At 48.7% G+C, this 18,669-nt stretch carries 17 protein-coding genes; 9 read left to right on the forward strand and 8 right to left on the reverse strand.

Features of this window, described 5'->3' with window-relative positions:
- Positions 1-152: 152 nt before the first annotated feature.
- The 5 genes from M1D61_RS09315 (at position 153) to M1D61_RS09335 (ending at position 6,205) form a co-directional block, all read left to right on the forward strand.
- Positions 153-911: an SDR family oxidoreductase gene (locus M1D61_RS09315; RefSeq protein ID WP_046215122.1), complete on the forward strand. Its 759-nt coding sequence runs from the start codon at positions 153-155 to the stop codon at positions 909-911.
- Positions 912-1,084: 173 nt separating this feature from the next.
- Entirely contained in the window at positions 1,085-1,951 is an 867-nt protein-coding gene (gene dat, locus M1D61_RS09320) for a D-amino-acid transaminase (protein WP_458122087.1), read from the forward strand.
- Between the two features lie 490 nt (positions 1,952-2,441).
- Positions 2,442-3,380 carry an ABC transporter permease subunit gene (locus tag M1D61_RS09325; protein ID WP_458122088.1) on the forward strand — a complete coding sequence of 313 codons (939 nt, stop codon included), beginning with the start codon at positions 2,442-2,444 and terminating at the stop codon, positions 3,378-3,380.
- A gap of 107 nt (positions 3,381-3,487) precedes the next feature.
- Positions 3,488-4,399, forward strand: a complete 912-nt coding sequence (locus M1D61_RS09330) for a carbohydrate ABC transporter permease (protein WP_458122089.1) — start codon at positions 3,488-3,490, stop codon at positions 4,397-4,399.
- A gap of 57 nt (positions 4,400-4,456) precedes the next feature.
- Positions 4,457-6,205 (forward strand): extracellular solute-binding protein, encoded by a 1,749-nt coding sequence (locus M1D61_RS09335; RefSeq protein WP_458122090.1) that lies wholly within the window; start codon positions 4,457-4,459, stop codon positions 6,203-6,205.
- A 242-nt stretch (positions 6,206-6,447) separates the two neighbouring features.
- On the opposite strand, the gene M1D61_RS09340 is transcribed toward M1D61_RS09335, so the two are convergent.
- The 3 genes from M1D61_RS09340 to M1D61_RS09350 all read right to left on the reverse strand — a co-directional run bounded on the left by M1D61_RS09340 (position 6,448) and on the right by M1D61_RS09350 (position 8,889).
- Positions 6,448-6,768 carry a hypothetical protein gene (locus M1D61_RS09340; RefSeq protein WP_458122091.1) on the reverse strand — a complete coding sequence of 107 codons (321 nt, stop codon included), beginning with the start codon at positions 6,766-6,768 and terminating at the stop codon, positions 6,448-6,450.
- A 566-nt stretch (positions 6,769-7,334) separates the two neighbouring features.
- Positions 7,335-7,718: a VOC family protein gene (locus tag M1D61_RS09345; protein WP_458122092.1), complete on the reverse strand. Its 384-nt coding sequence runs from the start codon at positions 7,716-7,718 to the stop codon at positions 7,335-7,337.
- Between the two features lie 286 nt (positions 7,719-8,004).
- The gene (locus M1D61_RS09350; protein ID WP_458122093.1) at positions 8,005-8,889 is read right to left on the reverse strand and encodes a DUF6597 domain-containing transcriptional factor; all 885 of its coding nucleotides are present in this window, start codon (positions 8,887-8,889) and stop codon (positions 8,005-8,007) included.
- A gap of 197 nt (positions 8,890-9,086) precedes the next feature.
- Between M1D61_RS09350 and M1D61_RS09355 the strand changes: the two genes are divergently transcribed.
- On the forward strand, positions 9,087-9,278 hold the full coding sequence (locus tag M1D61_RS09355; protein ID WP_458122094.1) for a hypothetical protein: 192 nt from the start codon (positions 9,087-9,089) through the stop codon (positions 9,276-9,278).
- 187 nt (positions 9,279-9,465) lie between these two features.
- Here the strand turns inward: M1D61_RS09355 and M1D61_RS09360 are convergent, their stop codons facing one another.
- Together M1D61_RS09360 and M1D61_RS09365 are read right to left on the reverse strand one after the other, a co-directional pair.
- Positions 9,466-10,572: a DUF4179 domain-containing protein gene (locus M1D61_RS09360; RefSeq protein WP_458122095.1), complete on the reverse strand. Its 1,107-nt coding sequence runs from the start codon at positions 10,570-10,572 to the stop codon at positions 9,466-9,468.
- 217 nt (positions 10,573-10,789) lie between these two features.
- On the reverse strand, positions 10,790-12,490 hold the full coding sequence (locus M1D61_RS09365; RefSeq protein ID WP_458122096.1) for a methyl-accepting chemotaxis protein: 1,701 nt from the start codon (positions 12,488-12,490) through the stop codon (positions 10,790-10,792).
- 287 nt (positions 12,491-12,777) lie between these two features.
- On the opposite strand from M1D61_RS09365, the gene M1D61_RS09370 reads away from it, so the two are divergent.
- The gene (locus M1D61_RS09370; protein ID WP_458122097.1) at positions 12,778-14,067 is read left to right on the forward strand and encodes a glycoside hydrolase family 27 protein; all 1,290 of its coding nucleotides are present in this window, start codon (positions 12,778-12,780) and stop codon (positions 14,065-14,067) included.
- Between the two features lie 114 nt (positions 14,068-14,181).
- Positions 14,182-14,403, forward strand: coding sequence for a hypothetical protein (locus M1D61_RS09375; protein WP_458122098.1), 222 nt, complete (start codon positions 14,182-14,184; stop codon positions 14,401-14,403).
- Positions 14,404-14,794: 391 nt separating this feature from the next.
- Here M1D61_RS09375 and M1D61_RS09380 read toward each other — a convergent pair whose 3' ends face one another.
- The 3 genes from M1D61_RS09380 to M1D61_RS09390 all read right to left on the reverse strand — a co-directional run bounded on the left by M1D61_RS09380 (position 14,795) and on the right by M1D61_RS09390 (position 17,556).
- A complete protein-coding gene (locus tag M1D61_RS09380; protein WP_458122099.1) occupies positions 14,795-15,937 on the reverse strand; it encodes a DUF4179 domain-containing protein in 1,143 nt (380 codons plus the stop codon).
- Positions 15,924-16,466 carry a sigma-70 family RNA polymerase sigma factor gene (locus M1D61_RS09385; protein ID WP_458122100.1) on the reverse strand — a complete coding sequence of 181 codons (543 nt, stop codon included), beginning with the start codon at positions 16,464-16,466 and terminating at the stop codon, positions 15,924-15,926. Before M1D61_RS09385 ends, M1D61_RS09380 begins: the two co-directional genes overlap by 14 nt.
- Before the next feature lie 202 nt (positions 16,467-16,668).
- Positions 16,669-17,556, reverse strand: a complete 888-nt coding sequence (locus M1D61_RS09390; protein WP_458122101.1) for a DegV family protein — start codon at positions 17,554-17,556, stop codon at positions 16,669-16,671.
- 372 nt (positions 17,557-17,928) lie between these two features.
- Here M1D61_RS09390 and M1D61_RS09395 point away from each other — a divergent pair, with 372 nt between their 5' ends.
- Positions 17,929-18,543: a DUF1836 domain-containing protein gene (locus M1D61_RS09395; RefSeq protein ID WP_458122102.1), complete on the forward strand. Its 615-nt coding sequence runs from the start codon at positions 17,929-17,931 to the stop codon at positions 18,541-18,543.
- The last annotated feature ends 126 nt before the right edge of the window (positions 18,544-18,669 follow it).

The following is an 18,669-nucleotide window of genomic DNA, read 5'->3' on the forward strand; positions in this document are numbered from 1 at the left end:
TCTGTTGCTTATCCGACAGGAAAGCGTCTTTTTACTGATTGAGCCTGTATCGATGTGTTTGTATCATATTCATAAGGATGTTGTTTAGTCATCATTTGTTTATTTATATCGATTGAGTATATCCATCCAAAACGACTGTGGAGGGAACCATTATGAGATTGGAAAATAAAGTTGCTGTTATTACAGGGGCTGCCTCAGGCATGGGCAGGTCATCCGCATTGTTATTTGCCAGGGAAGGTGCCAAAGTGATCGTATCCGATCTGCGCCAGGATACCGCCCAGCTCACCGTAGATGAGATCGAGGCGGCGGGAGGTACTGCCATTGCACTCAAAGTCGATGTGACCCAGGAGCAGGATATCCAGAACATGATCGATACGGCAGTCAGCACATATGGGACAGTCGATATTCTGGTCAATAATGCCGGGATCATGGATAACTTTGTTCCGGCAGAAGATCTGACCGATGAACTGTGGGCACGCATATTCGATATCAATACGACGAGTGTGATGCGGGCTACCCGCAAAGTACTGCCGATCTTCAAGGAAAAAGGCAGCGGCGTCATCATCAATATCGCTTCCAACGGCGGACTTAACGGCTCCCGCGCAGGAGCGGCCTATACCGCTTCCAAGCATGCAGTGGTCGGATTCACGCGCAATGTAGGCTTCCAGTATGCGACGCTCGGCATTCGCTGCAATGCCATCGCTCCGGGAGCGGTCAAGACCAATATCAGTGCCAGTATGACCGAACCGAATGCTTTTGGTCAGCAGAAAGCCATGCTGGGCATGGGACTGAATCCCAAACTCGGCGAACCCGAAGAAGTCGCTGCTGCAGCACTGTTCCTCGCTTCGGACGATGCCAGCTTTATCAACGGAACGGTGCTTGTCGCGGATGGCGGCTGGAGCGCTTACTGATTATCTTACGCTCTACGCCCGGCATACCGCATCGCCGGTTGACTCGTAAGGTGAATCGGTTCTGTAAGACGGCAGCCGGATTTACTCTTTCATTTCAGACGTGGTAAGATGCATACAGGACCGACAGGCTCTGTATAGCTGCTCTGTCACATATGCTCATGGGAGGTTGGATCATGCTGCTCTGGAATGGCAAGCTCGTTAACGAAGAAGACGTACAGGTCTCCTACCGGGACCGCGGTTATTATTTCGGTGATGGAATCTATGAGGTGTTCCGCATTTACCAGGGACATCTGTTTGAAAAGGAAGCTCATCTGGATCGTCTGTATAACAGTCTGGCCGAGATCAAAATCCGGATCCCCTGGAGCCGGGAGGAACTGTCTGCCCAGCTGGATCAGCTGAAAGACACATTCGGTCGACAGGACGGCATGCTCTATCTGCAGCTCACCCGTGGTGAAGCGAAGAGAGCACACGCCTTTCCGGCCAGCAGCCAGGCAGTTATGCTCGGCTACTGCGAACCGCTGACACGTCCGGTTGATGCGATCGAGAACGGTATCGCGACGATCACCTGTGAAGACGTACGCTGGCTGCGCTGCAATATCAAATCGCTGAATCTGCTGCCCAATACGCTCGCCAAGCAGGAAGCCGTCGAAGCCGGAGCGACCGAAGCAATTCTGATCCGCGCGGGCAATACGGTGACCGAGGGCAGCTCATCCAATCTGCTGATCGTCAAGGATGGCACGATCTATACCCATCCCGACGGCCCGCTGATCCTGAGCGGCATCACCAAAAAAGTCATCGAACGCATCGCCGCGGATCTGCAGATCCCGTACGTGGAGCGCCGGTTCACTCGTGAAGAACTGATGGCAGCCGATGAAGCGATGATTACCAGCACCACGATGGAAGCTGCTCCAGTGATCACCATCGACGGCCACCCAGTCGGCACCGGCACCCCCGGCCCGATCACCCGCCGCCTGCAGGAAGCCTACCTCGAACAGATACAGGCCCTGATCGCCGGTACAACTCCGGCTTCTCGCACTTGATCGCAAGAGAGTTTCAAGATCAATCTTAATGATCACAGGAAAATAAGTAGACCAATAAGCCATTAATCTGCCAAATGAACAACCAACTGCTGAAAAGCACCCTTCATATGCCTATTAGCCACCTACCCGGTTAAGCTAATGAACATAGAGGGTGCTTTTTTATATCCCCATTAGCTGCTCCGCAGTATGGTGAAATAGCTCAAATGCTGTGCGTCTTTAATTACATAATAACCATCCTCGCAGCGGCTGCTGCCCATCCACATCAGTTCCCATAATACAATCAGCTTCTTTTGTTCAACCATATCTGTAGATCGTTCAACTCCCCAGCCGATTCAGCCCGCCATCTGTAGATTGTTCAGCTTTTTTTACAGATTGTTCATTTAGCGCCCTCCCCTTGCATATTAATATAAGGACATGACAACTGACTCACAATCAAGTCCGATCATGACCTGCCGAGGTCCGTGGCAAGAAGAACAAAGGAGGTTCCGCTGTGGAGATTACGTATAAAAAAGGAGAAGTTGCGCAAACGAAGAAGCGGAAAATTCATGCAGACGGAATCAAATTATTGCTGATGACCCTGCCGTTCATTATTTTTGTAATCGCTTTCAGCTATGTGCCGCTATTTGGCTGGGCGTATGCCTTTTTCGATTACAGGCCGGGGATTCCGCTCAGTCAGACGGCTTTTGTCGGGATGGAGCATTTTCGCGAGATGCTGCATGACCGGGACATGCTGAGGGTTATGATCAATACACTGGCGCTGAGCCTGCTGTCGATCCTGGCCGCTCCACTGCCGCTGGTGCTGGCGATCATGATCTCGGAAGTGCGCAATGGCTTTTTCAAAAGGCTCATTCAGACAACGACTACATTGCCCAACTATATCAGCTGGATTATCGTCTTCTCGCTGGCCTTTAGCATGTTCAGCTCGGAGGGGGCGATCAATACGATCATCGCCCGGCTCGGACTGAGCGATACACCGCTCAATGTACTCGGTAATCCCGAACATGTCTGGCTCGTCCAGACCCTGCTGTTGATCTGGAAAACGATCGGCTGGAATGCAATCATCTATCTGGCAGCGATCGTCGGCATCGATGGAGAACAGTATGATGCCGCCAAAATCGACGGCGCCGGACGGTTCCACAGTATTGTGCATATTACAATACCGAACATTATGCCTACCTTTATCGTGCTGCTGCTGCTCGCTGTAAGCAATCTGCTGTCTGCCGGATTCGAACAGTATCTGGTGTTCAATAATATTATGGTTGCCGACAAAATTGAAGTGCTCGACCTGTATGTGTACCGCCTCGGTCTCGTAACCAATGACTATCCGTATTCGACGGCTGTCGGCATGTTCAAGTCCGTCATCAGCATTATCCTGCTCTTCATGATCAACAGCCTGTCCAAAAGGGTCAGAGGCGAGAGTATCATTTAACAGCCTTTATCACTCTACCGCTGATTCTGCCACGTACACTGTCATTCATGAACGGCATGCAGTATACATGGAAGTACTCTCTTAAAGCCGGAAAGGAAGGAACAGCTATGGAAAAGACTGCCGGGATACGTACCCGTAAACCCATCAATTGGCCGGATATGGCCTTCAACGCAGTGAATTATACGCTGCTTACGATCCTGCTGATTATCACGATTTACCCGTTTTATTATATTTTCATCTATTCGATTAGTGATTCATTTCAGGCGCAGAGCGGTGTGTTTCTGTGGCCAGCCGGATTCTCGCTGGAGAGCTACCGGGCGACGCTGCAGCTGAGCGGTCTGCAGGAAGCAGCACTTGTCTCGGTACTGCGTACGATTATCGGTACCTTGTTGACAGTGGTCTGCTGCTCGTTTTTTGCCTATCTGATCACGAAGCGGGAGATGCCTATGCGCAAGTTGATCTACCGCTTCGTGCTGATCACGATGTACTTTAATGCCGGATTCATCCCCTGGTATCTGACGATGAAAGCCTATGGTTTGCAAAATAACTTTCTGTTATACGTGCTGCCAAGCGCGATCAGCGGATTCAATATTATTCTCATCAAGACGTTTATCGAGCAGCTGCCGCCTGCGCTGGAGGAATCCGCCAAGATAGACGGTGCAGGTTACTTTACGATCTTTACCCGGGTGATCTTTCCGTTATCCACGCCGATTATTGCGACGATTGCCGTATTTGCTGCGCTGGGACAGTGGAACACCTGGTTTGATAATTTCTTTCTGGTGGAGAATCCGAATCTGCAGACACTGCAGCTGGTGCTGTACAACTTTCTCAACCAGTCCAATAGTATCTCCAGCATGAGTGCAGCCGAATTGACCAACTCGGCAGAAGTGCGGACGATGACACCGCAGTCGATCCAGATGACCATTACGATGCTGGTTACGCTGCCGATTGTCATTGTTTACCCGATGCTGCAGCGTTTCTTTGTCAAAGGAATCATGATGGGCGCCGTCAAAGGCTGATCCTTACACTGGCGCAGCTATCTTCAGGCAGGTAAGATAACAATAACAGGAGGTTGTATGATGAGAAAAAGAGGCAAAACCAGATCGGCAGCCGCACTTTTACTTTCCTTTGTGATAACGCTTACAGCTTGTTCGGGTGGAGCAGAGAACACGACTGGCAGTACCAGCGAGGCAGGCACCGCAGACCAGAACGGTATCGTTACTCTGCGCGTGCTGGTCAATGAGACGGGAACCAACTGGAATACGTACCCGGACAGCGATATCGCCAAAGAAATCGAAAAGAAAGTCGGCGTGAAGATCGAATACGTTGAAGCCGATGCCAATAAAATGAATGTATTGCTGGCCGGCGGCGATCTGCCGGATATCGTCCGGGCTGACCCTACGCAGTATGGCAAGCAGCTGATTGACGGCAAGCTGATTATCCCGATGGATGATCTGCTGGACAAGTACGGCAAGGATATCCAGGAGACGATCCCGACCGTAGTCGATTACAGTCGATCCAACTGGAGCGAAGGGCAGAACAAGCTCTATTTCCTGCCGCCGCAGATCCAGGCTGACCCCAGCCCGATCTACCCGAACCTTACGATCGGACCGACTATGCGCTGGGACTATTACAAGGAAATCGGCACTCCGCCCATTAATAGTACCGATGACCTGCTGAATGTGCTGCAGCAGATCTCCACCAAGCATCCTGCCACCGAAGAGGGCAAAAAAATCTATGGTGTATCCATGTGGCAGGACTGGGGACTGTGGCCGTATATCATTCCATTTACCTGGATTACCCAGCAGAGTGCGATTGGCAGCTCTGATCTGTTCGCCAAACCGATGGGTGAGCATCGTCTGATCAATGTACTGACCGACGAGAATTCCAACTATTGGGTCGCAATGGACTTTTATAATCAGGCGTATCGGATGGGTCTGCTGGACCCCGATGCATTGACGATGAAAAACAACGATTACATGGCCAAAGCGACAGCTGGTCAGTTTGTTCTCGGACCAGCCACCTGGGCGATGGGTGACTTTAATGCCAAGTACGCCAAAGATGGCAAAGGCTATATGGTTCTGCCGGTAGGCAAGCAGGCATGGAGCGGTGGTGTCCGCCCGGTAGGCTGGGCAGACAAGAGCTATGCCATCTCCAAAAGCTCCAAATATCCCGAGAAAGCGATGGAGTTTCTCAATTATATTCATTCCTATGAAGGCGCCCGTACGCTCTACAGTGGAATCGAAGGGAAGCACTGGAATATGGAAAATGGTAAACCGCAGCTGACCAAGGAGACCATCGATATGAAAGTCAATGGCGGCGATGCCTGGGAACGTACCGGTATTGCGCTGGATCAGAATCTGATCGGTCTCGGAGGCAGTGTCATCGATCCGAAGACCAAGACACCGGTCAATCTGTTCTCTACCGAAGAATCAATGGCCGCAAGTTCCACCACACTGGAAAAGGATTTCAGCAAGCACTATGGTGCGTCCTATCCGGGAGAAGTGGTATCCAAGCTGGTGCAGGAGGGCAAGCTGCAGGATGAGAATACTCCACTGCAAAATATGACAGCCGAGGAGATTATTCAGGAGAATACGGTTGTACTGCCGGTACTGAATGATGATCTGCTCAAGCTGGAGACCCAGCTCAAGGAACTGGCTGCACGTACAGCAGCGACGATGATCCTGTCCAAATCAGATGAAGATTTTGCCGCCAACAAGCAGGAGGCGATCGCAGCTTTCAAGGCGGCCGGAGCCGATCAGCTGACCCAGTTCCTGACGACCGAGTACAGCAAAGCACTGCAAACCGCAGGCGTGAAGCAGTAACCTTTTCATCAGGTTCATGAATGACAAGGTCGGTTCAAAGAAGCATATACCAAGAGTAATCCTGTACGAAGAGTAAACCTCTATGAAAAAAAGGGACCAGTATCCTCCAAAGAGGTACTGGTCCCTTTATAATTACAAATGGTAAGTTGCATTTATCCGTTATTATCTGCGAGCATATATGGTTTGTAAGAGTGCGAAGTCTCATGTCTATCTATCATGCATCTTCGTAATCGGTTATCTGTTCACCGACGTCTGGTTGTTCCTCTGGACGTGAATAGTGTCTTGTGACTTGTACGTGTATCGAAAGTGCGTGCATCCGGTGCGCTTATAGCAGGTACAGGGAAGGCTTCTTTGAACGAACCGGTACAGCTGCTGCAGATTCGTCCCTGACGGATCGGCTGACGGCAGCATTCGCAAGGGAAAGTAAGCTTCGGATAAGTGAAAGAGAACTTGCCTTCCTTGATGAACTGGTACAGTTCATTTATCTCTACCTTGGCAGCCTGGCTTAATTCTTCAGTAGTACTGTTTGGATATCTCCAGAGATGATCCATACACCGTTTCATTGTCGAATCCAGCTCATTACTACATCCGTTACACATTTTACGAAAATTTTTCTGATAAACAGTACCGCAGCGCGGGCAATAATCTACCATCAAAGTCATACGGATCACCTCTTCTCATCATTGATTATATGGGAATAATTATAGGATAATGGCAGGATAACTAGGTCTATGTGTTCATAGGCCTATAATACTATCTAAGTAGGGATATAGCAATACAAATTATGTGTAAAGGCTCGTGTTATTTAGTTCCATAGGCTCATATAGCTAAAATTACCAATTTAGCATGGCAATGGGATATATGCAGTATACCCATTTTGCAAGAGTTCCGAAAATAAGTAAGCAAGTGGGCTTCCATCTCATTGTTAATATACACAAATATGCAAAAACGAATCAGGTATTAATTTCCAACTATCCTATACAAAGAAAATAGCCTACCGGATATCCGATAGGCTAGAGATAGATACACTAGTATTTATTGGCAGAGTAGAAGCAGGCATGAGCATGGCTGCGAAAGGCCCTATTACTGCGGCAGCAGTCTTCCATAGCGCTGGGCCAGAAATTATTGCTCAGCCAACAGCCGTGCAGATTTCGATAAAGTGCCCGTCCGGATCGGTCACATACGCGACAGTCTGTCCCCACGGCTTGGTCACCGGTTCACGGATCACCGGAACATCCTGACTGCGCAGTTCCTCAATCACTGCAGACACATCCTCCACCACAAACCCTACCTCAAACGAACTGGCCGCCGGCACATCCGCCGTCAATCCAAGATCCAGCAGTTCATTGACGGATTCGCGTGTATTGATCGAGAGTGTAGTCGCACCGGTATCGAATTCCACATAGGTGCCGGCTTCCATTTTGATCGGTAGACCAAGAATATCCCGGTAAAAACGCATCGATTGCTCAAAATCATTTACATACAGGATTATATATTTCATGGACAGTTTCATCGTTATATCCCCTTTGGCATCAATAGTCTACATCTGTTTTCTCCAATCACTTTGCTGGTCCTAGAGCTGCGTGCTGTCAGTCAGGCCCGGCCCATCCCCCATAACCTTCAGGTCTGGACTTCACGCGTGGTTGTTGTGTTCTGAAGGAGCAGGTGAGTAGGAAGAGTCTCTTTTAGCATAATCATATGTATTGCAAATAGCTTGTAAAAAACGGCCATAATAGCTGGTAACCGTAACACGTGAAAGAAATCTGGCAGCCAGTAGTCGGCAGCAACATTTAGTTGGATTATTCCAAAGTTTCCGCACGATTGCCTGACGATTGTATAACCTGACCGGGTGCGAGTCCATAATACTGCTTGAACGCACGATTCAGATGAGACTGGTCATAATATCCATGAGCCGCCGCCAGATCGCTGAACCGATATCGTGACATACTAAGAGGGAATGCAGACTGCCGCTGCCAACTGTACAGCAGGGACTGGAAACGGATAATGCCTGAGATCTCCTTGGGAGAGATGCCCAGCTGCTGCTGGAAAAGCCGACGAATCGTACGTTCACTGTAATGAAGCTCGTCGGCCAGCCCGGGCAGTGTAATATTCCCGCGCTCACTATGAATATACTGCAGCGCTGTGGTGAAAAGGGAAGCAGGCACTGTAACCTGCTGCTCCAATTTTCTGCACAACCAGTGGTCAAGCAGAGAGATGCGGGCTGTCATATTCTCCGCGCAGATTATTTGCTCGGTAATGGAATCTGCTGCCGAACCGTATAGATTCTGCAGCGTGACTTTGCAGCCGTACAGTGAGCCTGCCGGAAGACCCAGGATCCGCATTGCCTCACCCGCATACATTCGCACACCAAAACAGTGCATCGGCTGATCAATAGGCATAATCTCATACCTGCACATCAGCCGGGAAATAAAAGCACTCCCCATCACCTGTTCCGCCATCAGATCAAAAATAATATCGATACAGCCATCAGGAATAACACGGTGCTCCAGAGAAGCAGCACAAGGGGCAGCGTAGGAGCTCCAATAACAGGCAATCACCTGCCGGAGCGGTATTGCAGGCCTGTATTCCTGATAAAAGTATCCTGGGTGCAGCAGTCCCTGCTGAATCTCTGGAGGCTGGAGCGGTTGCAAAAGCGTCATCATCATCACTCCTTTTTGTGCCATTTTCTTCTGCTCTTTCTGTATTCACAGTATACCATTGCAAATCAGCATGCAGGCATCCTTTTCACATCCAATTAGCACATTGAATAACCCCAGCATCATCTCCTTTATCCAAAACAGTAACATTCATTCGTGCTATCCTTATTTCAAAATCATATTAACAAAATATTATTAACAAATGCGAAAACAAAATTATCCTCGTGAAGCGCCGCCCCCGGCTGCAGGAACTGATTGTTCGTTACAATACCATTCAACAGGCACAGTTCTATATCGAGCGGCTGGGAGCAGATTTCGATGATTATGTGCAGGAGGATCGCATGTATCACCAAGCGCTGAAGCAGACGATGGCCGAGCTGGTATTCGGCCGGATTGACAACAATCAGCCGCTTTGAATTGTATCCCAGATGCCGGAGAATGGGGTTATTTTCAGCGATGGGGTGGAAAGTGATTACCTGGAGTTCAATTCCGGGATAGAAGCAACCATTAGCGTGGCACAGCAAAAAGCGCATCTGGTGATCTGATGCGCTTTTTGCTGTGTTTGTGTCAGGATGAAACAGTCAGTAGTGGGTAAATGGCGAATCATTTGATCCGGATAATCTGTGTATCTTCATAACCGGATGTTCCGAGAGGTTTGACAACGACTTCCAGTGAATCCGGTTCATCCAGCAGGTTGCTGTAATATACATGCTCAAACGTATATGGATCACGGCTCACCACTCGGCTGCCCAGCGGCTGAAGAGTGATCGTCCGGCCGTCCTTTTGAGAAATAACGCCACGTGGACTGAGCCATACGCCGTTCAGCTTGGCATGTTCCATATCCATATCCGAATCAGCGGTAAAACGTACCCGCATCTCCAGCGGAGACAGTTCAACCCTCGTTAGCCATACAGTGTGATTGTGCCAGTGAATGGACTGATTTGGATAAATGATCTCGGTTTCCTGAGTACGGAACTGGGGAGCCAGCGAGAAATGTACGAGCAGTGTAGGAGAATAACGGATTCGGCCGGGTTCCGCTGCCGAATCCGGCGTGACGGACATGATCCGGAACTGGGCTGCGATCTCTCTCGGGAAATTCTGGCGATGATCCAGACGCATCGTCGCTGTGCCAAAATACTGCTGCCGGTTCTCATTTCCGTTGGTACCATTCATACGCACCCTGGAAGCATTGATCGGCTTGCCGGTAGCTATATTGAGCAGCTTGACGCTGTTCACATGTGGAATCTGACGAGTATCGTCGGTCTCTGCTGTATAGAGAATAATCAGCCGATTCTCATCGGCGGTTACAGCATTGACGGTGAGTTTGTAGCCTTCCTGTTCAGCTGTCTTGTTTACCATCTGAATATAATTATGATCCATGGCGGAGACCAGGCTCTGATTATGCACATCATCGGTCTGATAGACCCGGAAAGGTTCCAATTCTCCCCAGCTCGGCGCATTAGCCTGAAGATCCGATACAGGTCTCAGCCATGTCGTCGTCAGCAGAATCAGCATGACGATCGCTGTCGCGATAACGACGACCAGCAGTCGGGCATCCCACCATTTCCTGGATGCTTCCGAATCAGCCGGGTCGGTCTGCTGTATGGGCGGGGAATCGTTGGCAGCTGCCATCGGCGGTTGAACAGAAGGCTGTGTTATACGCATAGCATCTGTCTCCGCTGGCAATATTCGTTTATCATGGTCAGTCATGCTACCAGTCCTCCTGTTCGTCTGAATTCATCTGCTGTATAGGATTGAGCAGCATCATTTGTTATGGATTGCATTCTAATTTTACCTCGTTCTGTGTCTGTAGTTCCAGCTATTTCTGGTAATGTTATGCCAATTTCATGTCGTTTGTTATGTAAAAGCGCCCTAGCTGCTGCAGGTGCACAGAAGATAGGACGCATGGGAACCTTAAAAGGTTACATTATATTTTAAATTCGTTAATTTGGGTCTGCAGCTGTTCAGCTGTATTGGAGAGTGAAGCGGAAGAAGTCGCAATTTCTTCCATCGAAGCCAGCTGCTGTTCGGTAGCGGCAGATACATTCATCGTCCCAGAAGCGGTCTCTTCGGTAATCTCGGAGATCTCTTTGGAGAAGCGCACAATCTCTTCCGTACTGGCCGACATTTGCTCGGCACCTGCAGAAACATCTTCGATATCCCCAGCCACCTGATTAACAGCTGCCAGGATATCCTGGAAAGCATGACCTGCGAGCGATACGGACTGGATACCTTTGCGAACCTCCTGGGTGTTCACATCGACCGCCTGGATAGCACGATAGGTCTCTCTCTGGATCGAATTAACCAGCTCGGTAATCTGGCGCGCGGATTCGGCGGATTGTTCGGCCAGCTTGCGCACTTCATCAGCCACTACGGCAAAGCCGCGTCCTGCATCGCCGGCACGTGCCGCTTCAATGGCTGCGTTCAGTGCGAGCAGATTGGTCTGGGAAGAGATACCTGTGATTACGTCGGTAATATTACCAATCGTCTGGGAACGTTCACCCAGTTCCTGTACGACATGAGCCAGGGAAGTCATGGAATTCTGGATCGAATCCATCTGGGCGACAGCATCACGGATCGCCGCGTCGCCATCAGCCGATTTGGCAGCTGCTTCGGTCGCGGACGAGGAGACTGTCTGGGCACGGATGGCAATTTGCTCGACACCGATGGACATTTCCTGCATGGCTTGGGCGGATTTGGCGGTCAGATCGACCTGACGTGTCGTACCTTCAGCCACTTCCTGTGTCGTCGCGGCAATCTGGCGAGACGCCTGGGTGTTCTGTTCACTGCTGGCAGTCAGCTGTTCGGAAGAAGCCGCGATGATCTCGGAAGTGGAAGCCACCGACTCGATCAGATTACGCAGATTGGTAGCCATTTTGTTAAAGGAATCAGCGAGCAGACCAATCTCATCGCGGTTCCGGATCACGATCGCTTCACCGGACAGGTCGCCGTTTGCGATTTGCTCAGCTGCGGATTGCAGTGATTTGACCGGGCGGGAGATCAGGCGGGCGATGAATATGGCGATAGCGAGTGCCAGAATAACAGATACAATTGTCAGGATAAAGATATTGCGGGAAGTGGACGTTGACAGATCTACCGATTCAGCGGTCAGCGTCGTCGATTGCTGATTCTCCAGCGCAATCAGCTGAGTGATCGCATCATTGGCGGCATGCCAAAATGGATAGGCTTCCGTATGCAAATCGTGAGAAGTCTGCAGTTGATTGTTAAGGCCGGCTTCGATCAACTGAGGCAGTAAAGCAACATATTTATCGTAATTGGTTGTGAATTGCTCATACATTTGTCTTTCCTGATCCGTCCGGATCAATTTTTCATACTCTGTGCGTTCGTTGGCTATTTTTTCCAGGATTGAATTGTAGGAATTATTAAGATCTTTTAACTTGGATGGATCAGTCTCAAAAAGGATATTGAGTACCAGACGTTCAATATCGGATGTATCACCATTCATCGTACCCAGCAGGGTCACGCTCGGCATGGATTTGGTATTTAATTGTTTGAGCTGGGTTCCCAGATTATTAATGCCCATTGTGGATATCAATCCCATGAGGGCAAGAAGCAGGACAACAACGATAAAACCAGATAAAAGCTTTGATTGAATATTAAATCTCATTAATTCACGCTCCAACTGCAAAATATAGTGTGCTGTATCATAGTCTCTCTATATATCGACTTATTTTTTCAAAAATGTATATATAAAATTGTAATTAATTGAGTTAGTAATAATACAAGGAAAATTGGATATAAATGGCTATATATTAGATAATCATTACGCCTATCAAGTATAAAATTATGAATTAATTTATATAAATGTAATCTTTAAATTGAATTTGATTATAGTAAGCGTTATCATCAGGGAGAATAGGCAAGCAATTATCTGATGAAATGGAGTGTGTATCGATGCATCATCAATGGGCACCTTATCCGCCGCTCGGCTGGAACAGCTGGGACTGTTACGGAGCCGCTGTACGGGAAGAGGAAGTACGCGGCAATGCGGAGTACATGGCAGAGCATTTGCAGGCATTTGGCTGGGAGTATGTAGTGGTGGATATTCAGTGGTACGAGCCGGGAGCGGTATCTTCCGCGTATCGCTCATTTGTGCCGCTGGAGATGGATGAATATTCGCGGCTGATTCCGGCAGTGAACCGTTTCCCATCTGCAGCCGGAGGTCAGGGATTCAAGCCGCTGGCCGATTATGTGCACAGCCTGGGGCTGCGGTTTGGCATACATATAATGCGAGGCATTCCTAGACAGGCGGTACACCAGGATACGCCGATCAAGGGAACAACTGTTACCGCCCGCCAGATCGCCCATCCCAACTCGATCTGTCCGTGGAATACGGATATGTACGGGGTGGATGCCTCACGAGAAGGCGCACAGGAATATTATGATTCACTGTTTGAGTTGTATGCGGAGTGGGGCGTTGATTTTGTCAAAGTCGATGATATCGCCGCTTCCCGGTTGTACGATACCCATCTGCCGGAAATGCAGCTGATCCGCCGGGCGATTGACCGTTGCGGTCGCCCGATGGTGCTCAGTCTGTCTCCCGGCCCGGCACCGCTGGAATATCATGAGCAGTTCGCAGCCAATGCGAATATGTGGCGGGTGACGGATGACTTCTGGGATCTATGGCCGCTGCTGCATGCCATGTTCGAACGCTGTGAGAAATGGGCGCCATATGTCGCCGAAGGCCGGTGGCCGGACTGTGATATGCTGCCGCTCGGTCATATCGGTATCCGCTCGGTCGATGGCGGCGGCAGTGATCGCTGGACCCGGTTTACCCGTGATGAGCAGCTGACGATGATGACGCTCTGGTCCATTTTCCGTTCACCGCTCATGTTCGGCGGGGAGCTGCGGGATAATGATGCATGGACCTTGTCGCTGCTCACCAATAATGAAGTGCTGCAGGCGAACCGCAGCAGCCGCAATGCCCGTCAGGTGTTCCGTGATGAGCAGGACCGTATTGTGTGGACAGCCGAGCAGGATGGCAGCGAGGATCGTTATGTGGCGCTGTTCAATGCAGGGGACGAGGATGCTGTGGTGCGCGTGACGCTGGAGCAGCTTAATATTGATGGAGCGGTGCAGCTGCGCAATCTGTGGGAGCGCTCGGATGCCGGCGTAGTACAGGGAGAGATCGAAGTGAAGCTGGCGCCGCATGGAGCGGCATTATACCGGTTGAGCCGGGTATGAGTAGTCGAGTGGGAATATAAGAACGGAGATAGCGGGCAGGACCAGCAGTTACCCTGGCAACAGGAAATATGCTATGATTCATAGGAGTGTTCAGCATGGAACAGGAGGATGAATATGGCGTATCAGATCAGACTGGAGAACGATGAAGATTTTCAGGATGCGATGGATCGGCAGTCGGTTCTGCGCATTTTCCGTGGGGATGATTTGATCGAATCCTCGGTGAAGATTGTGCGTTTTGATGAGAATCGGATTGTGGTTCAGGCGGATATTAGTGATATGAAGTATTATGGCAGGCAGGAATGCGAGTTTTTTGAGCAGCGTCAGGCACGACGATAGGATCAACAAATGAAGTTGGCTGCTGAGTCGTGGCGGTATCATGATAGTATGTAAAATAAAAGGGCGGTACCTCCAGGGTATCCGCCTTTTTTTGTGCTGATAGATCGGGTGTAGAACGAACCTTGCATGTACCCCCCCCTAATATAGGGAGACAGCAGCATCCACTTCAGAAAGAAATAAGAGCACGTACTCCGATTAAGCATGGAGATCCTTTAATTGTAATAGAAAATGAGGATCTCTATGCTTAAAGTAGTAAGATATTTTGCTTCATAAAAATCACTTTTCATTGAACCTCGCGTTTCATAAGCCAAACGCTAATTTGCTCTTATTTCCTTTCCTGCGCTCTGTGCAGTTGCATCAATTGGTAGTAAGCAAACCTTTAGATATTAGCTTAGCGGAGCTTCAATGTATGTGTCTGTCCATCTGCCAGCACGATTTGTAATGCTTCAGGTTGAGATAGCAGGTCACTACCAAATTCATATCCTGCTTCGAAGCTGCCATCATCTGTTTTGCCTCCCCAACTTCCGCCAGAGCGATTATCAATACGTTTAATCTTTTCTCCTTTTTGCGACAATAAATAAATGTTCGGGAAGGTTGGATATGGATCTGATGGAACAGCTGCTGGATCAAGCACTATATTGATTTTAGTAGTCAATGGCGATAATTCTACTTTGGTTACTTTTAAGCTCCCTTTGCTCCATTTGTAGATCATATCTTTTGGATAATAAGTCTGGGCTTCCCGAAGGCTGAACTGTGGAGCCAAATCAAAAGGTATTTTGACTATAGGTAAAGTATCTATATCGCTATCATCCACGACGATGCTCGGATTGTTCAAAAAATCTACTTTTGTGGTTTGCAGTTGAAAACGTCCAATCATTTTGTAAGGGAATGCTTGTCCTTCTTCCAGTTGAATCATACCCATACCTTTATACAATCTGGGGTTTTCCGGAAAAGCACCTCCCCACATGCTACTGCCTTCACTAATGACATTACGGTTATCTGTACTAATAAAACGGGAGATAGTGGGGCGCATAACAATTAGATCTTTTTCACTCTCAATCGTGAAGAAATAGACAATTTTCTGCCGGTCTGCGGTTACGGCATGCAGAGTGAAAGTGAGCCCATTTTGTGTAACCGATGTGTTCATTCGCTGAATATAATTGTTTTGGACAGCTGAATTGAGTGAATCATAGATATTCATATAAACTGACAGCTTTCGAAATGGTTCCAGATCTCCCCAGTTATCATCTGATTGTTGTTCTTCTTCCAATAAAGCTGCTGTTTTTGATAACAATGGACTCCAGTGATTTACTCCCGCCAATATGGCAACAATAATCATGACAGATATTGTACTCATCAATACACGCGGCCAGCCTCTCTTAAAGAGTCTGCCCACCACATTCACGCGTCTGGCAGGCTGCTGCATGCCTGCACGAATCGCCCGGATCTGCTCGAAGTCTCCTATAGGAGGCTGCTCAGCGCGCATCTGCTCCGCATCGTGCTGTAATGCCTTTTCCACATCATGCTTCATCATACCAATCCTCCTGTTTGTCCATAAATTTGCGCAGCTGCTTGAGTGCTTGGTGCTGCCAGGTTTTGATCGTGCCTTCCGGTTTGTCCAGAATACGGGCGATCTCGGGTACGGTCATATCATTGTAATAACGGAGCAGCAGAATATGCCGGTACTTGGGCTTGATCTTCTCCAGCAGCGCCAGCATCTGCATCCGGCGATGATCCATATGGATGGACGGTTCCGGCATCTGCTCTGGCATCGGAGAGATCTTTTTGCGGCGCCGCTGCTCATCAATACATATGTAGATCAAGATACGAATCATCCATGGCTTGAAAGCTGCCGGATTTTTGAGAGTTTTGCGTTTTTTCCATGCCCGGTAGGTTGCTTCCTGGATCGCTTCGAGGGCATCGTCGTTATTGCGCAGATAGCTGTAGGCAATCTGATGAAGCTGATTTCGGTGAGACAGCACCGTCTGGTAGAATCGTTCTTCTTCGCAGGCATAATCTGCGGTTAGACCGTGCAGCTCGGTGTCTGCTTTGGATACAGTCACGATCTTTCCCCCTTTTGGATATCTATATAGTATAGACGAAGAGAGCAGGGCAGAACGTTTTATAAAAACAGAAAAAAGGCTTCCGCCCTGATGCGGCGGAAGCCTTTTACATTGTCTAATGACTGCTCGGAAGTACGGATCTAATGAAAATACTCTTCATTACGGATACTCGCTGCGCAGATAAGTACCGGATTATCCCCGATCAAGCTGTTGTATGTGCAGTGGCAGACAGGGCGCTTCGATTAATCGCGCTCCAGTTGTTTTTGATCCATGCCAGTGCCAGTGTACCTTCACCTGCGTGAATACCGGCTACCGGGATAAAGGAAGCAATCTCAATCTGCAGGCGAGGAGCCATATGGGCGATCTCTTCCTTAAGCTTAAAAGCGCCTTCCATATTGTTGGCATGCATAATGCATACGTCGCGGATATGCTCGACATCCTTTTTCAGAATATCCAGCAGGCGCAGCTTGGCTTTTTTCATCGTGCGGATTTTGTCCTCGACGATGACTTTGCCTTCTTCAAAGCGCAGCAGCAGATGGATCGACAGCAGCTGACTGATCATCAGCTGAGTACCGGATACCCGGCCGCTGCGGTGCAGCTGGCTCAGGCTGGCCGGAATCATGTAAAAGGACATTTCCTGAATCATGCCATCGATCAGTTCCTTGATCTCCAGAGCGGTTTTGCCCTGACGCTGCATCTCGATACCCTGCATCACCATTTCACGCAGCGGGAATGCACCGACTTTGGAGTCGATGCCGATTACGCTGACTTCGGCTATCTCGGCTGCCTGGAGAGAGGAATTGTACGTTCCGCTCAACTCGGAAGAGCAGTGGATCACGATAATATCGTCATACTTGTCCTTGATCTGTTCATAGAGCTCTATAAATTCTCCGATCGGCGGCTGGGAGCTGCCTACACGGTCATGTACACGCATTTTCTCATAAAATTGCTCGGCGGTAATATCGATATTCTCACGATATACTTCATCACCGGCGATCAGGCAAAGAGGTACAATATAAATATTATTCTCGCTTGCAAATACAGGATCGATCATTGCGGTGCTATCAGTTACCCAGGCGATTGTTCTCATAATAAATCACTACTTTCTTATGGAAGATTCAACAATTCCCTGAAAACCAGCTCAGCTAGCCGCTCTTTTCCAAAGATTGTGAGCATATGTTCTGCAATAGCGAGCAAGATGTTATTGCAAAAAATACATATGTAGTGTGAAACTTTGTCATATAGTTATTATAACCATATGTAAGGATGATTACAAACTTGTCATGTGCAGATAAAAAGCATATCGGGTTACAGAAATACAATATATCCGTTATAATAGAAAGAAAAGTTCGGCGCTATAACAAAAGATGGGTTATTTATTGAAGTGGTGACGAAGCGGTGAACTTTACTAAATATATAACAATAATATCGATAAATGAACCGGAAAAGGAGGAGAATCTTGATGAACCGACCTGTGATGCAGTATCCGCTTCTGGATGAATTAAGAGACTGGGGCGAAGCCAAAACTGAGTACCGCTTTCCCCGCTGGGAGCAGCTGCCCCGGATTGAATTGTATATGGATCAGATGGTCGCACTGCTGGAAGGGCAGTTCCATCAGTTTCCAGGGGATACCGGCAGCAAGCTGATCACTCCATCCATGATCAATAATTATGTCAAACAGAAAGTCATCCCGCCTACTGTGAAGAAGAGGTATTCCCGCACCCATATCGCTTACCTGATCATAATCTGCAATCTCAAGCCGGTCCTGCCGATCGCTACCATACAGACGATGATCGACAGCCAGCTGGAGATTCATACGCTGGGCGAAATCTATAATCATTTCTGCGATGAACAGGAAGCCGCTTCCCGCTATACGATGGAGCTGGCTTGCCAGGAAGCGCGTACTCTACGTGAAAGCGCCGGTTCACAGCAGGAGATGCTGTCCAATTTCTCACTGAAAATGGCGACCCTTGCCAACGCAGGCAAGATTCTGGCCGAGAAAATTACCGGACTGGAAATGAGCGAGGAAGCAGAGAAAGAAATATCCATACAATCAAAACAGCAGGCGGTCAAATAAGTATGCTGGTTGGCATATATTTTCTTAATAGGTGTATCTTCAACTACTCCAATACTTTTGTACTTTAAAGGTGATAAGAAAGCTAAAAAGCAGTTGGTTAATAGTATTAAGTTCCTGACTAGACAA

It is taken from the genome of Paenibacillus sp. Z6-24, assembly GCF_054161335.1.

Coding starts and splice junctions, on each gene's coding strand:
- M1D61_RS09315 (WP_046215122.1), top strand. CDS start 153: ATGAGATTGGAAAATAAAGTTGCTGTTATTACAGGGGCTGCCTCAGGC.
- dat (WP_458122087.1), top strand. CDS start 1,085: ATGCTGCTCTGGAATGGCAAGCTCGTTAACGAAGAAGACGTACAGGTC.
- M1D61_RS09330 (WP_458122089.1), top strand. CDS start 3,488: ATGGAAAAGACTGCCGGGATACGTACCCGTAAACCCATCAATTGGCCG.
- M1D61_RS09335 (WP_458122090.1), top strand. CDS start 4,457: ATGATGAGAAAAAGAGGCAAAACCAGATCGGCAGCCGCACTTTTACTT.
- M1D61_RS09340 (WP_458122091.1), bottom strand. CDS start 6,768: ATGAAACGGTGTATGGATCATCTCTGGAGATATCCAAACAGTACTACT.
- M1D61_RS09345 (WP_458122092.1), bottom strand. CDS start 7,718: ATGAAACTGTCCATGAAATATATAATCCTGTATGTAAATGATTTTGAG.
- M1D61_RS09350 (WP_458122093.1), bottom strand. CDS start 8,889: ATGGCACAAAAAGGAGTGATGATGATGACGCTTTTGCAACCGCTCCAG.
- M1D61_RS09360 (WP_458122095.1), bottom strand. CDS start 10,572: ATGACTGACCATGATAAACGAATATTGCCAGCGGAGACAGATGCTATG.
- M1D61_RS09365 (WP_458122096.1), bottom strand. CDS start 12,490: ATGAGATTTAATATTCAATCAAAGCTTTTATCTGGTTTTATCGTTGTT.
- M1D61_RS09370 (WP_458122097.1), top strand. CDS start 12,778: ATGCATCATCAATGGGCACCTTATCCGCCGCTCGGCTGGAACAGCTGG.
- M1D61_RS09375 (WP_458122098.1), top strand. CDS start 14,182: ATGGCGTATCAGATCAGACTGGAGAACGATGAAGATTTTCAGGATGCG.
- M1D61_RS09380 (WP_458122099.1), bottom strand. CDS start 15,937: ATGATGAAGCATGATGTGGAAAAGGCATTACAGCACGATGCGGAGCAG.
- M1D61_RS09390 (WP_458122101.1), bottom strand. CDS start 17,556: ATGAGAACAATCGCCTGGGTAACTGATAGCACCGCAATGATCGATCCT.
- M1D61_RS09395 (WP_458122102.1), top strand. CDS start 17,929: ATGAACCGACCTGTGATGCAGTATCCGCTTCTGGATGAATTAAGAGAC.